18 protein-coding genes are annotated in these 16,161 nt (G+C 68.2%); 9 read left to right on the top strand and 9 right to left on the bottom strand.

Annotated elements, in window-relative coordinates; all coding sequences use genetic code 11:
• The 4 genes from Q7S93_RS06930 to Q7S93_RS06915 all read left to right on the top strand — a co-directional run.
• On the top strand, positions 1-1,549 hold a 1,549-nt coding region (locus Q7S93_RS06930; protein WP_304713030.1), incomplete at its 5' end, for a 3-hydroxyacyl-CoA dehydrogenase.
• Between the two features lie 38 nt (positions 1,550-1,587).
• Positions 1,588-2,790, top strand: coding sequence for an acetyl-CoA C-acyltransferase (locus Q7S93_RS06925; RefSeq protein ID WP_304713028.1), 1,203 nt, complete (start codon positions 1,588-1,590; stop codon positions 2,788-2,790).
• A gap of 166 nt (positions 2,791-2,956) precedes the next feature.
• On the top strand, positions 2,957-3,175 hold the full coding sequence (locus Q7S93_RS06920) for a DUF2061 domain-containing protein (protein ID WP_304713027.1): 219 nt from the start codon (positions 2,957-2,959) through the stop codon (positions 3,173-3,175).
• Positions 3,176-3,226: 51 nt separating this feature from the next.
• A complete protein-coding gene (locus Q7S93_RS06915; RefSeq protein WP_304713026.1) occupies positions 3,227-3,706 on the top strand; it encodes a Dps family protein in 480 nt (159 codons plus the stop codon).
• Positions 3,707-3,709: 3 nt separating this feature from the next.
• On the opposite strand, the gene Q7S93_RS06910 is transcribed toward Q7S93_RS06915, so the two are convergent.
• The 6 genes from Q7S93_RS06910 to Q7S93_RS06885 all read right to left on the bottom strand — a co-directional run bounded on the left by Q7S93_RS06910 (position 3,710) and on the right by Q7S93_RS06885 (position 10,656).
• Complete coding sequence (locus Q7S93_RS06910) at positions 3,710-4,405, bottom strand: alpha/beta fold hydrolase (protein ID WP_304713025.1); 696 nt, start codon at positions 4,403-4,405, stop codon at positions 3,710-3,712.
• A 137-nt stretch (positions 4,406-4,542) separates the two neighbouring features.
• Positions 4,543-6,006 carry an autotransporter outer membrane beta-barrel domain-containing protein gene (locus tag Q7S93_RS06905; protein ID WP_304713024.1) on the bottom strand — a complete coding sequence of 488 codons (1,464 nt, stop codon included), beginning with the start codon at positions 6,004-6,006 and terminating at the stop codon, positions 4,543-4,545.
• Between the two features lie 192 nt (positions 6,007-6,198).
• The gene (locus Q7S93_RS06900) at positions 6,199-8,739 is read right to left on the bottom strand and encodes a TonB-dependent receptor (protein ID WP_304713022.1); all 2,541 of its coding nucleotides are present in this window, start codon (positions 8,737-8,739) and stop codon (positions 6,199-6,201) included.
• A 154-nt stretch (positions 8,740-8,893) separates the two neighbouring features.
• Complete coding sequence (locus tag Q7S93_RS06895; RefSeq protein ID WP_304713020.1) at positions 8,894-9,508, bottom strand: TetR/AcrR family transcriptional regulator; 615 nt, start codon at positions 9,506-9,508, stop codon at positions 8,894-8,896.
• Between the two features lie 104 nt (positions 9,509-9,612).
• A complete protein-coding gene (ybaK, locus tag Q7S93_RS06890; RefSeq protein ID WP_304713019.1) occupies positions 9,613-10,083 on the bottom strand; it encodes a Cys-tRNA(Pro) deacylase in 471 nt (156 codons plus the stop codon).
• Between the two features lie 147 nt (positions 10,084-10,230).
• Positions 10,231-10,656, bottom strand: a complete 426-nt coding sequence (locus tag Q7S93_RS06885) for a hypothetical protein (RefSeq protein WP_304713017.1) — start codon at positions 10,654-10,656, stop codon at positions 10,231-10,233.
• 81 nt (positions 10,657-10,737) lie between these two features.
• On the opposite strand from Q7S93_RS06885, the gene Q7S93_RS06880 reads away from it, so the two are divergent.
• From Q7S93_RS06880 to Q7S93_RS06870, 3 genes are all read left to right on the top strand, one after another.
• Entirely contained in the window at positions 10,738-11,718 is a 981-nt protein-coding gene (locus Q7S93_RS06880; RefSeq protein WP_304713015.1) for a helix-turn-helix transcriptional regulator, read from the top strand.
• A gap of 91 nt (positions 11,719-11,809) precedes the next feature.
• Entirely contained in the window at positions 11,810-12,400 is a 591-nt protein-coding gene (locus Q7S93_RS06875) for a helix-turn-helix domain-containing protein (RefSeq protein ID WP_304713013.1), read from the top strand.
• Between the two features lie 265 nt (positions 12,401-12,665).
• A complete protein-coding gene (locus Q7S93_RS06870) occupies positions 12,666-13,073 on the top strand; it encodes a response regulator (RefSeq protein WP_304713011.1) in 408 nt (135 codons plus the stop codon).
• Positions 13,074-13,081: 8 nt separating this feature from the next.
• Here the strand turns inward: Q7S93_RS06870 and Q7S93_RS06865 are convergent, their stop codons facing one another.
• Positions 13,082-13,432 (bottom strand): hypothetical protein, encoded by a 351-nt coding sequence (locus tag Q7S93_RS06865; protein WP_304713010.1) that lies wholly within the window; start codon positions 13,430-13,432, stop codon positions 13,082-13,084.
• A 217-nt stretch (positions 13,433-13,649) separates the two neighbouring features.
• On the opposite strand from Q7S93_RS06865, the gene Q7S93_RS06860 reads away from it, so the two are divergent.
• Positions 13,650-14,189 carry a MarR family winged helix-turn-helix transcriptional regulator gene (locus tag Q7S93_RS06860; protein ID WP_304713008.1) on the top strand — a complete coding sequence of 180 codons (540 nt, stop codon included), beginning with the start codon at positions 13,650-13,652 and terminating at the stop codon, positions 14,187-14,189.
• A 61-nt stretch (positions 14,190-14,250) separates the two neighbouring features.
• Positions 14,251-14,676 (top strand): YbaN family protein, encoded by a 426-nt coding sequence (locus Q7S93_RS06855; protein WP_304713007.1) that lies wholly within the window; start codon positions 14,251-14,253, stop codon positions 14,674-14,676.
• A gap of 46 nt (positions 14,677-14,722) precedes the next feature.
• Here the strand turns inward: Q7S93_RS06855 and Q7S93_RS06850 are convergent, their stop codons facing one another.
• The gene (locus tag Q7S93_RS06850) at positions 14,723-15,439 is read right to left on the bottom strand and encodes an SDR family NAD(P)-dependent oxidoreductase (RefSeq protein ID WP_304713006.1); all 717 of its coding nucleotides are present in this window, start codon (positions 15,437-15,439) and stop codon (positions 14,723-14,725) included.
• 278 nt (positions 15,440-15,717) lie between these two features.
• Positions 15,718-16,161, bottom strand: a 444-nt coding sequence (locus tag Q7S93_RS06845; RefSeq protein WP_304713005.1) for a DNA translocase FtsK, incomplete at its 5' end; no start/stop codon positions are given.

The raw sequence follows: 16,161 nt of genomic DNA, 5'->3' as shown, positions 1-16,161 counted from the left end.
CGAGGAGGGCCAGCTGCGCGATCAGGCCATCGCATACGCCCGCAAGGTGGTGGCCGAGGGGCGCCCGCTGGCCAAGAACAGCGACCAGAACGAAAAGCTGGAAGCCGCCAAGGGCAAGCCGGAGATCTTCGAGAATTTCCGCACGGCCAATGCGCGCAAGTTCCGCGGCTTCCTGGCCCCGGAATACAATATCCGCTGCATCGAAGCGGCGGTGAACCAGCCCTTCGAAGAGGGCCTGGCCACCGAGCGCAAGCTGTTCAACGAGCTGATGGCGGGCTCGCAGTCGGCGGCCCAGCGCTACGCCTTCTTCGCCGAGCGCCAGGCCCAGAAGATCCCCGACGTGGCCGACGACACCCCCATCATTCCGGTGAACAAGGTCGGCATCATCGGCGCCGGCACCATGGGCGGCGGCATCGCCATGAACTTCGCCAATGTCGGCATCCCGGTGGTGCTGACCGAGGTCAAGCAGGAGGCCCTGGACCGGGGCCTGGCCACCATCCGCAAGAACTATGAGCGCACCGCGTCGCGCGGCGGCATCACGGCGCAGCAGGTGGAAGAGCGCTGCGCCCTGATCACCGGTTCGCTGGAGATGGAGTCCCTGGCCGACGTCGATCTCGTCATCGAGGCGGTGTTCGAGCGCATGGACATCAAGAAGGACATCTTCACCAGGCTCGACGCCATCTGCAAACCCGGCGCGATCCTGGCCACCAACACCTCGGGCCTGGACATCGACGAGATCGCCGCGGTCACCAAGCGCCCTGAAAGCGTCATCGGCCTGCACTTCTTCTCGCCGGCCAATGTGATGAAGCTCCTGGAGATCGTCCGCGCCGACCACACCAGCAAGGAGGTGATCGCCACCTCCATGAAGCTGGCCAAGAAGATCGGCAAGGTGGCCGTCCTGGTGGGCGTCTGCCCCGGCTTCGTCGGCAACCGCATCCTGGGCCAGCGTCAACGCGAGGCCCAGAAGCTGGTCATGGAAGGCGCCATGCCCTGGGACATCGACCGGGTGCTCTACGACTTCGGCTTCCCCATGGGCCCCTTCGCCATGAGCGACCTGGCCGGCCTCGACATCGGTTGGGTCAAGGAGCGCTCCAAGGGCGAGAGCATCCGTGACGTCCTGTGCGAGATGGACCGCCGCGGCCAGAAGACCGGGGCCGGCTATTACGACTATGACGAGGCCCGCAACGCCAAGCCCTCGCCGGTCACCGAGCAGGTGATCAAGGACTTCATCGTCAAGACCGGCGCCAATCCCCGCGAAGTGACCGACCAGGAAATCCTGGAGCGCTGCATCTATCCGATGATCAACGAGGGCGCGAAGATCCTCGAAGAGGGCAAGGCCATCCGCCCGTCGGACATCGATGTGGTCTGGCAGAACGGCTATGGCTGGCCGGTCTATCGCGGCGGCCCCATGTGGTACGGCGACCATGTCGGCCTGCCCCAGGTGCTGGCCAAGATGCAGGAGTTCCAGGCCAAGATGGGCGATCAGTTCAAGCCCTCGCCCCTCCTCGAAAAGCTGGTCGCCGAAGGCAAGTCCTTCAAAGACCTCTAAGACCCCTCCCCGAATTCCCAGAGAAGCAGGATCCTTCCATGCGTGAAGCTGTCATCGTCTCCGCCGCCCGGACCCCCATCGGCAAGGCCTATCGCGGCGCCTTCAACAACACCACCGCCCCCACCCTGGGCGGCCACGCCATCGCCGCGGCCGTCGCCCGCGCCAAGGTCGATCCGGCCGAGATCGACGACGTGGTGATGGGCGCGGCCCTGCAGCAGGGCACCACGGCCCAGAACATCGGCCGCAACGCCGCCCTGCGGGCCGGCCTGCCGGCCAGCGTCGCGGGCATGTCCATGGACCGCCAGTGCTCGTCGGGCCTGATGGCCGTGGCCACGGCGGCCAAGTACATCACCCATGACGGCGCGCCGATGGCCATCGGGGCGGGCCTGGAGTCCATCTCGCTGGTTCAGAACGACAAGATGAACCTGTTCCGCGCCCGCGACGAATGGCTGGCCGAGCATGTTCCGGAACTGCAGGTCTCGATGATCGAGACCGCCGAGATCGTCGCCGACCGCTACAAGATCAGCCGCGAGGCCCAGGACGAGTACGCCCTGCAGTCCCAGCAGCGCACCGCCCAGGCCCAGGCCGAAGGCCGGTTCGCCATGGAAATCGTGCCGATGACCACCACCATGATGGTGTTCGACAAGGCCACCGGCCAGGCCTCGGAAAAAGAGATCACCATCGCCCAGGACGAGGGCAACCGCCCCCAGACGACGCTGGCTGACCTGCAGAAGCTGCAGCCGGTGTTCAAGGGCGGCCAGTACGTCAAGGAAGGCAAGTTCGTCACCGCCGGCAACGCCAGCCAGCTGTCGGACGGCGCGGCGGCCCTGGTGCTGATGGAAGCCAAGGAAGCCGAGAAGCGCGGCCTGGAGCCCCTGGGCGCCTATCGCGGCATGGCCGTGGCTGGCTGCGGTCCCGAAGAGATGGGCATCGGCCCGGTCTTCGCCATCCCCAAGCTGCTGGCCCGCAACGGCCTGAAGATGGACGACATCGACATCTGGGAGCTGAACGAAGCCTTCGCCTCGCAGCTGCTCTATTGCCGCGACACCCTGGGCATCCCCAATGACAAGCTGAACGTCTCGGGCGGCGCCATCTCCATCGGCCACCCCTACGGCATGACCGGCGCCCGCTGCACGGCGCACATCATGTATGAAGGCAAGCGTCGCGGGGCCAAGTACGGCGTCGTCACCATGTGCGTCGGCGGCGGCATGGGCGCGGCGGGCCTGTTCGAGATCTTCTAGGTTCGCCATTTTCGGACATTAGAAGGGGCCGCTCCCGATGGGGGCGGCCCTTTTTTTGCGCCCCAGCGGCGGCCGCGTGAACTTTTTTGCGAATTAGTTGCAACTAACCCTTCCGACGGGGTATTGATGCACTATATCGAGATCGTCCGAACGAAAGACTGAGACGATGAAACGCACCGTCGCCAAGACCCTGACATACAGCGTCATGCACCTGATCGTGGCCTTCACCGTGGCCTACGTACTTACCCGGGATTGGCGGGCGGCGCTCGCCATCGGCATGGTGGAGCCCCTGTTCCAGACCATCGCCTTCGCCTTCCACGAACGCGCCTGGGCTCGCGCCGACGCGCGCGCCGCCGTCCCATCGCAGAGCGGAACCCCTGCCTAGGCCAGCCGTTCGACACCAAGCTGAGCCATACGAACAAGAAGGAGCTATCTCATGGTCGAGAAGATCAAGACCGGCCTCGACGCCGATGACCGCAAGGCCGTCGCCCAGGCCCTGTCCAAGATGCTGGCGGACACCTATGCGGTCTATCTGAAGACCCACGGCTTCCACTGGAACGTCCGTGGCCCCAACTTCTCGTCGCTGCACGCGCTCTTCATGGAGCAGTACACCGAGATGTGGCAGGCCATCGACGATGTGGCCGAGCGCATCCGCGCCCTCGGCGAACTGGCCCCGCAGGGCTATGGCGCCTTCGGCAATCTCAGCTCGATCAAGGACGGCGATCCCGAGGGCGACTCCCAGGCCATGCTGCAGGCCCTGACCGCCGACCACGAGACGGTCATCGCCACCTGCCGCGACGCCCTGACGCTGGCCCAGAAGGCCGAGGACGAGGCCAGCGCCGGCATCATCACCGACCGGCTGGAAGCCCACGAGAAGCACGCCTGGATGCTGCGGGCGACCCTGGGCGGCAAATAGGCCTCAGGGCTCGGGGCTGAGGGCCGCGGCGATCTCATCGACGCGGGCCACCCAGCAACAGTCATGACGTTCGGGCCAGGTCTCCACCTGGCCCTGCGGCCCCGCCAGACGCCGGGCCGTTTCCTTGACGACGGCCGGCCGCACGACCGGATCGAAGGCGCCGGTCAGATGGAGCTGCGGCGCAGGCATGGGCGCCAGGTCGGCGGGGTCGAGACCCTGCAGCGGGCTCAGGCGCCGGCTGCGGGTCCAGGCCGCCACGTCCAGGGGCGCAGCGATCGTCACCAGGCCGGCCACATCATTGCGCCGCGCCGCCACCAGGGCGGCCATCACCCCGCCGCCGGACCATCCCACCAGAACCACGCGCCGGGCGCCGGCCCGAGCCATCAGGGCGCTGACTGCGGCGTCGGTCGTGGCCACCGCCTCTTCGGAAAATCTGTGCGTGGTCCAATCCGCGGGTTTGCAGGCGGCGTCCTGCACATACTGACAGGGCCGCCCCAGCCAGGCGGCGGCCCCGGGCCAGGCCTTGGCCAGGTCCAGCCCCACCGCCCGATCCGGCGTCGGATCTGTGGTCGCGCGGCCTCGGCGGTCATGGGCCCGGCCATCGCCTTCGATCACGATGGTCAGGGTTTCAGACGGCCGGGCCCGAGACGGCATGGCGGCGGCGAGGGTGCGCCCCGCCGCCGCCACTTCGAACCGCATCCATCCGTGGTCCAGAGCGCGTTCCGATACGTGGGAACCGGTTATCGGAGGAAACGCGCTCAAGACCTGGAGTTTAGAGCCAGATGCGATCAGCAGCGGCGCCAGGAACAGGGGTGTCAGGCGCCGCCACATGGGGATCAGAAGGCCCGGCGCAGAGTCACGCCGAAGGTCGACTGGGTCTCGTTGGACCTGCCCACCAGGGCCTGGGCGGTGAGGGCGATGCTGAAGCGGTCGGCCACCGGAATGGCGACGCCGGCCCCGATCAGGCCGTAGTCCCGGTCAACGCCTGGCGCATCGTCGGTCTGATGGTTGAAGCTGGCCGACACATAAGGCAGCCAGGCCCCGCCGGTATAGAACAGCGAGGCGCCGCCGGAGACCACGGTCATGTCGACCTTGTGGCCCGCGATCGGCCGGTTGGCGTTGTCCTGATAGGCGTCGGTCTCGGACGAGGACGAGGCCAGGCCAAGGCTGGGGATCACCACCCAGCTGTCGCCCAGGGCCTGCTGCGATTCCACCGCCACCGAACCGAACACCTGGGTCCGCTCCGTGGTCCCGAAGCTGCGCAGGGCGCCGACTTTGCGGCCGTACTCGACATCGAAGGCGCCATAGCCCACCGAAGCGGTCAGGCGCAGGACCGGATCCTGCGACCAGCTGGCATAGAGACCGCCGCTCCAGCCCTCGGTCTCATAGGTGGCCGCCGGGCCGTCCAGGTCCGTGCGGCTGTGGGCCACATAGCCGCCGAGGATCACGTCGCCGGCGGTGACGTCGAGGCCGAGCGCCACGGCGCCGCCATAGCCGTCCTGGGCCGAGCCGGCGCGCTTGTCTTCGACATAGGAGCCGGTGGCGTTGATCCAGGCGCCGGCCGAGGGCGTCGATCCGCCGGCCGAGGCCCCGCGATAGTCGCCGCTGTCGGTGCGCAGCATCGGCAGCTGAGCCTGCAGGGCCGCCATGCCGATGGCCCGCAACCGTCCGTTCACGAAGCCCTCCAGGCTGCCGATCTGCATCCGGTCGCCGATCAGAGCCATGAACAGCTGGTCGGCCTCGGCGAAGGTGATCAGCGCCTGTTCGGGCACGGATAGGGTCACCACCGAGCCATCGGGATTAGTCACCGTGATCGAGCCGTCATTGATCACCGGGGGGGGCGTCGGTGTGGTCGGGGTGGTCGGAGTCGTAGGCGTCGTGGGCGTCGTGGGCGGCGTGGTCGGTGTCGTGGGCGGGGTGACGGGCGGCGTCACCGGCGGCGAGGTGGACGGCTGGCCAAAGGCCACGGCGCAGGCGCCCGTGCCGGTCACCGCCTGGGTCACGGTGTTGACCTGGCAGGTGAAAGGGGTGGTCGTGCCGCCCTGGCTGATCGTGCCGGTATAGTCGATGACGGTGGCGCTGGGCACGACGCTGGTGAAGTTCACCGTCGCCGGATTGGCCCCGAAGTCCGGCCCGCCGCTGATCTTGATGGTGATGTCGTTCAGGCTGCGGAAGGTGGTCACGATGGTCGTGCCGTCCGCCAGGGTGACGGTGCTGTCGGCCGCCTGGGCCAGGGCCGCGCCGCCGGGTGCGGCGAAGGCGATAACGAGGGCCGAAAGGCCCGCGGCGAACAAACGCATGATGGAAAACCCCGAAGTAGGACTGTGCAAAACTGTCGCACCTCCTCCACCACGGGTTGGTCCATGGCCGCATGACCCATCTGGACTATGCGGCCCTGTTCGCCGGCCCTCTCCAAGCGATGATCGGCGGCCAAGAAAAAGGGCGGCGCGGATCGCCCGCGCCGCCCAGTCTGTCTCTAAAACCCGCCGAGCTTAGAAGCGGTACTGCAGCTCGATCCCGAAGGTGCGGGGGAAGTTGAGCTTTACGGTCTGGCGGAAGGTGCCGATGCTCGTCAGGGAGCTCGGGGTCGAGCTCTGATAGGCCACCTCGTCCGTGGCGTTCTTCACATAGCCAATGATCGTGAAGCGATCTTCCACATCCTTCCAGATGGCGCGCAGATCGACGATCTCGTTCGACGGCGCGGTGTAGCGCGGCGAGCCGAACACGCCGGTCTGCATGTCGTCGGTATAGGTGTAGGTGGCCCCCAGTGTCAGGCTGCCGGGCGTGAAGTCCATGGTGTAGTTGCCGCCCACATTGATCTTGTGTTCCGGCGTCATGGGCAGGCGGCTGCCGACCAGGCTCTGGTTACGGCTGCCATTGGCCAGCGGCGCCCCCACCGGGCGAGCGCCGGGTTGGGCGGCCGTCGGATCATTGGTGTCGACGTAGCAGCAGCCTTCGGTGATCTCGGCGTTGATATAAGCGTAGCTGCCGAACAGCTGCAGGCCCTGGATCGGCGCCCACTGGCCTTCGACCTCAAGACCCCAGTTGCGGGCCTCCAGGTTGAGGAACTGGGTGCCCGTCGAGCCCGTGGTGGAGTTCAGGACCACGGTGAGCGGCGCCTGGAAGCCCTGGTAGTCAGCGTAGAACAGGGCGCTGTTGAGCTGGAACACCCCGCCCCAGGTCTTCTTCAGCCCCAGTTCGTAGTTGTCCACATATTCAGCATCGGCATAGGGGTAGGGCGTCAGGCCGTTGGAGGCGAGCCACCCGCCCGACTTGTAGCCGCGGCTGTAACGAAGATAGGCGTTGGTGTCGACGTCGGGCTGCCACTGGACGCCAAGGGTGCCGGTGAAGGCGTCGTACTCGGCGCTCAGATCCCGCTCAAGCCCGCCGCCAGGCGCAGCCCGAAGGTTGCTGTAGAGCGGGTTGGCCAGGCAGGATGCGATGGTCGGACCGCCGCAGACCACGAAGGTGGTGAAGTCGACCGCAAGCCCCTCGCCGATCGCCGCCGGAATACCACCGGCGGCCAGAACCGTGGTGGTCGTGTTGGTTCGCGACACATAGCGGGCGAAGTCGGTGCCGGTCTTCTCGTCCTTGGACCAGCGCAGGCCGGCCGTCAGGGTCCAGGCCTCGGTCAGATCATAATCCACCTGGCCGAACACGGCGTAGGAGTCGACCTCCAGCGTCCCATCCACAAACAGATAGTTGCCGTCCGGGTTGGGCGCGGCGAGACCGCCGGTCGCCAGGTTGATCGGGTTCAGCATGGCCGGATCATCCAGGACGCGCAGGCCCTGAGGCTGCGAATAGTCCTGGTGATACTGATAGAGGCCAGTGATCCACTGGAGCGGGCCGTCAGAGTTCGACGACAGATTGATCTCGTTCGACCACCACTTCTGGTCTTCCTCGTAGAAGAAGCGCTGGTTCGGCGAGACATTGGTCGCCGTGTAGGCGCCGAAGGGCGTGGCCGCGGGAATGCTGTAGGCGCCCGTGCGGGCCGAACGGTCCTCGTCACCATTGGTGTTGTAGACATACTCCTGGTAGCCGGCCAGGTACTTCAGAGTGGCGCCGCCCAGGTCCCAGGTCAGGTCGAACTGAAGGCGATGGTGGTCGCTGAGCTTGCCCTCATTGGTCTGGTTGGTGTTGATCTTGAACTCGTCCGTCGTGCCCGGATTGACGCCGGCGAACCCGTAGGTCGGGTTGTAGTACAGGGCCGAGTTACCCAGACCGGTGATCGAGGTGGTGTCATAGGGCGAGATCACCGCCTCATGCACGTTGCCGACGCCGTAGCTGTCGTCCCAGTCGAACTTTGTGTAGCGCATGCGCGCCACGATGTTCTCGCCCAGGTCGGCCTCGACCTGCGCCTCGAGCATGTAGCGCTTGACGGCGCTGGTGTCGCCGGCCGGGCCGATGTTCTCGATGTAGCCCTCTTCCCGACGCTGAAGCGAGCCGCCGACCAGGACGCGAAGGCCTTCGGTCACCGGTCCGCTCAGCAGCAGGTCGGTCTGCCACGTGCCGTAATTGCCGACGGCGCCGCGCAACTCGCCTTCGAATTCATAGGCGGGCCGCTTGCCGATGATGTTCAGGGCGCCGCCCACCGAGTTCCGACCATAGAGCGTACCCTGGGGGCCGCGCAGGATCTCGGTCCGCTCGATGAACAGGGACGGGGTCGAGGAGTCCGCCATCGAGTTGGAGAAGATGCCGTCGGAATAGAGGGCCACCGACGGGTCGGTGCCGATGGCGTTGGTCAGGCGGCCAAAGCCGCGGATCGAGAGGCGGTCATTGTTGGTGTAGGCCACGCTGGGCGACGAACGGGCCAGGTCCTCGACCGTGGCGATGCCTAGAAGATCGCGGCGCTCGCTGGTGTAGGCCGTGACCGCGACGGGCACGTCCTGCAGGCTCTGGTCACGGCGCTCGGCGGTGACGACGAGCTCTTCCAGCATGGTGGCTTGTTGAGCGAAGGCGGGCGTAGCCGCAACGATGGCCGCCGTTGAGACGCCCATAACGAAAAGGCTGCGCAAGCGCAGTGTGTGGTTCATTGGTTTCCTCCCAGCCGCCGCAGGCTCTTTTTTGGCCCGTCGTGCGAATTGATAGGATCAAGCTGGACCAGTCGAACACTGTTCGGATAGGCGAAAATTCAAAGAGGCGTCGCCACGCGAGAATGAGGCCGCGCGGTGCGCCTATGACGCGAACTCAGCGGCGCGCGACCAGGATTTCCAGGCCCAGAACGGCGTCCCGAACGGTCTCTGAATCGAGTCGCCCCGGGCCGCCGCGGGCCAGGGCCAGGGCGGCGACACCCCGCGCGCAGGCCCAGATCGCCTGGGCGACCTGTCGGATCACATCGGGGTCGGCGCCAGGTTTGTAGTCCTGGCCGACCGCCCGGATCATCTCGGCGAAGGCGGCGCTCTCGGCCTCCTCGACCTCCTCACGCCGACCCACATCGCGCATCTCATACATCAGGCCATAGAGGGCCGGACGGGCGCGAACGAAGTCGAGATAGGCCATACCCGAGGCTCGAAGACCGCTGGTCTCGCCGCGGGCGTCGGCGGCGGCGTGCAGGGTCTCGGCCAGATCGCGGAAGCCCTCCACGGCCAGGCCGGCCAAAAGGGCGCGCTTGTCGGCATAGTGATAATAGACGGTGCCCAGGGCCACGCCGGTTCGCCGGGCGATGGCCCGCAGGCTGAGGGCCGAGGCGCCCTCGGACTCCAGCAGGGCGCTGGCCGCGGACGAAAGCTGGGAGCGGACATTACCGACGTGATAGCTGCGCCGCCGAGCCAGAACCGCTGAGGTCGTTGCTGTCGTGCCCATCTGTACTCCGGCCCATCCGAACTCGAGGGATGTCGCGTGAACAGCGGTAACCTAAGCCCATTGACGCCACGGCGCCCAAACAATTGCGCGAGGCCTTGTCCACCCTAGCTGAAGCTGGCGATCGCCGCGCCGAGCGCGGCGATCAGGTCGGCTGGGGCGATCTGGATCTGCAGGCCCCGCTGACCGCCATTGACGAAGATCTGGGGGTGATCGAGCGCTGCGGCCTCCACCACCACCGGGCAGGCGCGCCTTTGGCCGAGCGGGCTGATCCCGCCCACCTTGTAGCCCGTCATCCGCTCGGCCTTGTCCGGCGCCATCATCGCCGCCGACTTGCCGCCGACGGCCTGGGCCAGACGCTTGAGCGCCGCCTCCCGATCCGAAGGCAGGACCGCGCAGACCGGCTTGCCGTCCACCAGGGTCATCAGGCTCTTGAACATGATCGCGGGATCGACCCCCAGGCTCTGGGCGGCGTGCCGGCCAATGCTGTCGGCGCCGGGATCGTAGTCGTAGGTGCGCAGCCCATAGACCACGCCAGCGCGGTCAAGGACCCGGGTGGCGGGGGTGACTTTCGACATGGGCCGGCGATTGGACCGGCCCCGGGCTGCGGTCAAGCGGTCGGCGCGCCTGGGTGCGGACCTGGGGACGCATCTGGGCCGGGGCCGACCCGGGCAGGCGGGCCTGGAAGAGGGTCGGGGCGAACAGGGTCGTCAGGGCGGGCGGGCTCACCGGCGGCCGCCCTTGACCGCGCGCAGAGCCGGGCGGGCCGTCGGCGCCTGCCAGAGCTCCTCCTCCCAGGCGTCCTCCCACCAGGCGCGGCTCGACTGGGTCTTGCAGCGCAGGGGCGCGTCGTCGATCACCCGCACCACCTCAGCCTCGGCCTCGTCCCAGATGACGGCGATGTCCAGGCTGCGGGCGGCCTCGGCGCCGTTGAGCCGTCCAGCCTCGCGGAGTTCGGCGGCGCGGTAGGGAGAAAGCGAACGCCGGACCCGCTGGGGTCCCAGGCGCGTCTCCAGATCGGCATGGGTCAGGACCGCCGCGATCAGGTCGGCCCCGGGGGCCTCGGGTCGCGACGCCAGGTCGAGCAGCGGCGCCGGGGCGGCGGCGGGGGCCCGGCGGGATGAGCGGGATTGGCGGCTGGCGGCGGGCATGAGGATCTCCGTTCCTTTCGACACCCTGGACCCTAGGGCCGGGGTACGTCAGAATCGGACGCACCGAGTCGGGAGCCCTCCATGCGACATGAAAAGGCCGCCCAACTGCTGGACCTGGCGCGCGCCCTGGCCAGTACGGCCGAGGGCCTGACCCTCGACGAGATGGCCGACACCGCCGGGGTAGGCCGACGCACCGCCGAGCGCATGCGCGACGCCTTGCGCGAGCTGTTCCCTCAGTTCGAGGAGATCGACGACCCGCCCACCCGGCGCTTCCGCATCCCGGCCGGCCTCGATGGGATCTTCCAGACGCCGGACGCTGAGGAGCTGGGCGCCCTGCGGGCGGCGGCTGAGCATTTCCGGGCCAGCGGCGGCGCAGGGCGCGCCGCGGCGCTCAGCCGGCTGGAGGCCAAGGTGCTGTCGGCCATGCGCGCCCCGGCCCGCCGGCGCCTGGCGCCGGACCTGGAGGCCGTGCTGCAGGCCGAGGCCATCGCCGTGGCGCCTGGTCCGCGGCCCTTCGAGGACGAGGCGGTGCTGCGCCAGGTGCGCGACGCCATCATCAGCCTGCGCCGACTGGCCTTCGCCTATATGGGCGGCAGCACGCCGGGCCGCCTGCGGGAGGTCAGTCCGCTGGGTCTGCTGTTTGGCCGTAGCAACTATCTGGTGGCCGCCGAGGGCGAGGGCGGCGAGCCCCGCACCTGGCGGCTGGACCGGCTGGCCGACGTCCAGGTGCTGGCCGCGCCGGCCACGCCGCCGGCCGGTTTCTCCCTGGCCGCCTTCGTCGATCGCAGCTTCGGCATCTATCAGGACGAGGTGGAGGATGTGCAGCTGCGGATCCGGCCCCATGGCGCGGAGGAGGCGCTGGGCTGGCGCTTTCACTCCACCCAGCAGGCCGCCGCCCAGCCCGACGGCTCGGTGCTGGTGGAATTCCGGGCCAGCGGCATGCGGGAACTGGCCTGGCACCTGTTCAGTTGGGGCGACAAGGTGGAGATCCTGGGGCCTCAGAGGCTGAAGGACATGATGGCCGAGCAACTCAGCTTGGCCTTGCGCGCGCATCAGGCTTAAGCATGGACAGCCCCGCCTTGAGAGCCTCCAGCATCTTGCCCCATCGCCTCGCCGCCATTTCCCGGTTCAATCCCCCCTATGGACCAAGACCATGACCGAGGGTCTGTCGGCCGCCGTCGGGGCCGCCGTCCGGCGCCTGCGTCATGACCGGGGCTGGACGCTCGCCGAGCTGAGCGCCCGCGCCGAGGTCCCCCTGTCGAGCCTGTCCAAGGTCGAGCTGGGCCAGACCTCCCTGGGCTATGAAGTGCTGATCCGCCTGTGTCGCGCCCTGGAGGTGGATGTCGATCACCTGATCAAGCCGGAGATCATGGAGGCCGTCCCGCCCCGTCAGCCCGGCCGCCGCGCCGTGATCCGGGCCGGCGAGGGCGAGTCCCGGGACATCGGCGGCCTGGCGGGCCTGGCCGGCGCCACCGACCTCCTGCGCCGGGATTTCACGCCGGTGGTGCTGGAGGTGGTCGAGGGCCAGCGTACCGGGCGGCTGCTGCGCGCCCAGGGGGACGCCTATCTCACGGTGCTGACCGGCGCCGTGGTCCTGCATTCCGACATCTACGCGCCCCTGAGCCTGGGGATCGGCGATGGAGTCTATTTTGACGGCGGCATGGGCTTCGCCCTGACGGCCGAACAGGGCCAGCCGTCCCGGGCGCTGCTGATCCACCAGGGCGCAAACGTCGTCGAAGACTAGGTTCCGCCTGCTGATGGGCGCCTCAGACATCACGTCGAGGCCCTCCAGGTCCCACTTGATCGCCGCGATCCCTCGTTCTGGCCATGACGGAGTCTGCTGCGCTGCAACATCTTGCGCGGGGGGCAGAATTCTCTTATTAGAGAATTATTCTCCGTATTAACCTTAGATTACATCGCATCTGAGAATGGTGCGAGGAGCCGCCCCCTGTTCCCCCTCGGAGTCCCCGTCCCCGATGCTCGCCGCCCAGCCCCTGCCGGAGCGCCCCATGTCCGGGCCTGAGTCCGCCAGGGCGGCCTTTCAGGCGGAAGGCGCCGCGACCGTTCTGGTGGTGGACGATTCGCCAGTGATCCGCCTGCTGCTCGGCGATGTGCTCAGCGCTGCGGGCTATGATGTCCGCCTGGCTGAGGACGGCGCCCAGGCCCTCGACATGATGAGGCGCCGGCGGCCCGATCTGGTGCTCACCGATCTGAACATGCCCAGGATGGACGGCTTCAGCCTGGTGGCGGCCATCAAGGGCGACCCGGATCTGGCAGATCTGCCCATCGTGGTGATCACCAGCGAAGAGACCGAGGCCAAGCGCGCCCGGGGCCGTGAGCAGGGCGTGGACGGCTGGATCGTCAAGCCATTCGAACCGGCCGAGCTCCTTGAGGTCCTCTGGCGGCTGGACTTCTAGCGGGTCGCTCAGCCGGCCTTGCGGCGAGGAAGCTCCCCGGTGGCGGCGTCGAGACCTGCGGCGCGATCGATGAGGGCCTGCTCCAGGTCCCGCGTCAGACGGCCCTCGGGCGTGGCCAGGGCCTGAAGCTCGCAGAAGGCGTCGAACAGATCATGCTGCATCGGGTCAGCGGTCTGGCGTCTCAGGATCTCGGCCTCCTGGCGCAGGGCCTCTTCTACGGCCTGGCGGGTTTCCTCAGACAGCACAGCCAGGGCGCTGAGGGTGGCGCGGCCAAGGGCGCTAGCGCGCTGGGCCTCATGCTGCAATTCGTCCAGCCTGCGACGAATATCGTCGAGGGCCGCCTCGGGCGGTCCGTTCATGATCAACCTCAGCACTTTTCGATGAGGCGCTGCACGGAGTGGGCTGGCGAGACACCTCTCGCGCCCGAGCCAACGGACAGCGCTGCCAATGGGACTGGCGCCCACCTAGTGACCGAACCCCGTCATGTCAATGTCTGCGCATTTACACCTATTGCAAATGCGACTTGTGTAATCGCACGGATTGAGGCCACCCTGCCGGCGAAGGGGCCGAAGGCTTATGAGTGAATCCAGGAACAGCCTCCGGTCCGTCGACCCGGAAGCCGAGTTCGGCCTAGATGTGCCGGAGTACTTTTTCTATCTCCTGTTCCAGGCGGTGCGACGCCGTGACGCGGCGTTTGAGCGCGCCCTGACCGGCCTGGACCTGACCCTGGCGCAGTGGCGGGCCATTTCGACCATCCGACGCTTCGAGTCCTGCGCTATGTCGGAACTGTCGGCCTTCACCGCCGTGGACCGCACCACCCTGACCCGCAGCGTCGACCAGCTGGTCCGTCGCGACCTGGTGGCGCGCCACACACCGGACTCCGACCGCCGGCAGGTGCGGCTGTCCCTCACCGACGACGGCCAGCGGCTCTACGGCCAGGCCGTCGATCAACTGCTGGGCTTCAACCGCCAGGCCCTCGCGGGCGTGCCCGCAGAGCGCCAGCGCGACATTAGTCGCGGTCTGGCCGCCGTGATCCGCAACCTGGAGCCCGACGAAGCCATGGCCGAGGCCCTGATCCGCTTCGAACCCGCCCGCCTGGCAGGCCGCCGAACCTAGCCCACGCCATCGCCCGCTGATTTCTGCGACTCTCTCGCAAGACCTGTGGCATGCTTCGGCGATGTCCGCGCCGCGCGATCCTGTCGAACCCGCCGAGGAGGCTGCGCCTGCGCCGCGCGCCATGACGTCCGTGGCGATCCTGCTTTACCGAGGCCTGGGCATGGCCGCCCTGGGCCTGGGCATACTCGGCGCCTTCCTGCCCCTGCTACCGACCACCGTCTTCCTGATCATCGCCGCCTGGGCCTTCGGCAAGAGCGCGCCGAAGCTGCGGGCGCGGATGTACGCCCACAAGCGCTTTGGCCCCACCTTGCGGGCCTGGGACGAGCGCGGCGCCATTCCGCCCCGGGCCAAGATCGCCGCCGTCGCCGGCATGGGAATCAGTTGGGGGATCGTCGCGTTCAGCAACCGCGGCCCCCTGGTGCCAGTCCTGGTGGGCGTGACGCTCCTGGCCTGCGCGGCCTATGTGCTCACCCGGCCCTCAGCCTGATCTGGACGCGCCGAACGCGCAGCGGATCGCCGGGGCCAAAGGGGCCTCACCACGGGATCGGGGCGCCATCCCAGGCGAAGAAGCCGCCGCTGTCAGCTGGGCTCAGGCCGTCCAGGACCGCCAGCATCCGCTCAGCGGCGAAATCGGGGGTGAATAGCTTCTCCTGCGCCACGCCGCTCTGAAACGGCGCGCTCAGCGCTGTGGCCACCGTGCCGGGATGCAGGGCGACGCAGATCGCCTGCGGCCGCTGGCGGGCCAGCTCGATGGCCACCGTGCGGATCATCTGGTTCAGGGCGGCCTTGGAGGCGCGATAGCCGTGCCAGCCCCCCAGGCGGTTGTCGCCGATACTGCCCACCCGGGCCGAGAGGGCGGCGAAGGTGGCGCGCCGATCTCGGGCCAGGCGGGGCAGAAAGTGCTTGGCCACCAGGGCTGGGCCCACCGCATTGACCTGGAAGGCGGCCATGAGCGCGTCCGCCTCCAGGCTCCGCCACGACTTCTCCGGCGACAGGCCCGGCCCGTGCAACTGACCCGTGGCGACGAACACCAGGTCTGCGCCCTCCCCGGCGCCGAGGCCCTCGGCGGCCGCGGCGATCGACGCCTCGTCCGTCAGATCGAGATACGCCCAATCGGCCTGGTCCGGCAGATTGTCGGGGCGCCGCCGCGAAAGGGCTAGCAGGCGATCGTCGGGCCGGGCCTTCGCCAGTCGGGCGAGCACGGCTGCGCCCAGCCCGCCGCTGGCTCCCACCACTACGGATGTTCCCATCGCCGCCTCCCAAGCCTGTGATGGTCCTTACGGCTGCGATGAAGCCGCCGATGCTGGCGCGCCAAGGCAGGCGGGCGCCAAATCGTCGCAGGCGCTTGATCTGGGCGCGACACCCCCAACATCAGTCCCTGTGCGGGCCGGCTCACCCCCACGGCGGCCGAAAGGTCGTTTGCCGGCCCCGCCAGGGCGCGCCGGGCGTGAGACTGTGACGCTTCTCTCCCCCCAGCCCCGTCCGGCCTCCGTCGGGCGCGCCCACCCTGCTTCCTCAGACCCCGCCTTTAAGGCGGCGCCCCGACCAGGATTTCGCGCTTGCCGGCATGGTTGGCGGGGCTGACGACGCCTTCGTTCTCCATCCGCTCGATCAGGGAGGCGGCGCGGTTGTAGCCGATCTGCAGGCGGCGCTGGACATAGGAGGTCGAGGCCTTCTTGTCCCGGGTCACGACGGCCACGGCGCGGTCGTAGAGATCGTCGCCCGAACCGCCCTCGTCGAAACCGCCTTCGCCTTCGCCGTCCTCGTCGTCGCCGCCGGCGGTGACCTCTTCCAGATACTGCGGCTGGCCCTGTTCGCGCAGGAACTTGGCGACGGCCTCCACCTCGCCGTCGGAGACGAAGGGTCCATGCAGGCGGGTCACCCGGCCGCCGCCGGCCATGTAGAGCATGTCGCCCTGGCCCAGCAGCTGCTCGGCGCCCTGCTCGCCCAGGATGGTGCGGCTGTCGATCTT

Source organism: Phenylobacterium sp. (assembly GCF_030646615.1).
Lineage (GTDB): Bacteria > Pseudomonadota > Alphaproteobacteria > Caulobacterales > Caulobacteraceae > Phenylobacterium.
Note: the sequence above shows the minus strand (reverse complement) of the source record. Positions and strands in the feature narration are given on the sequence as shown.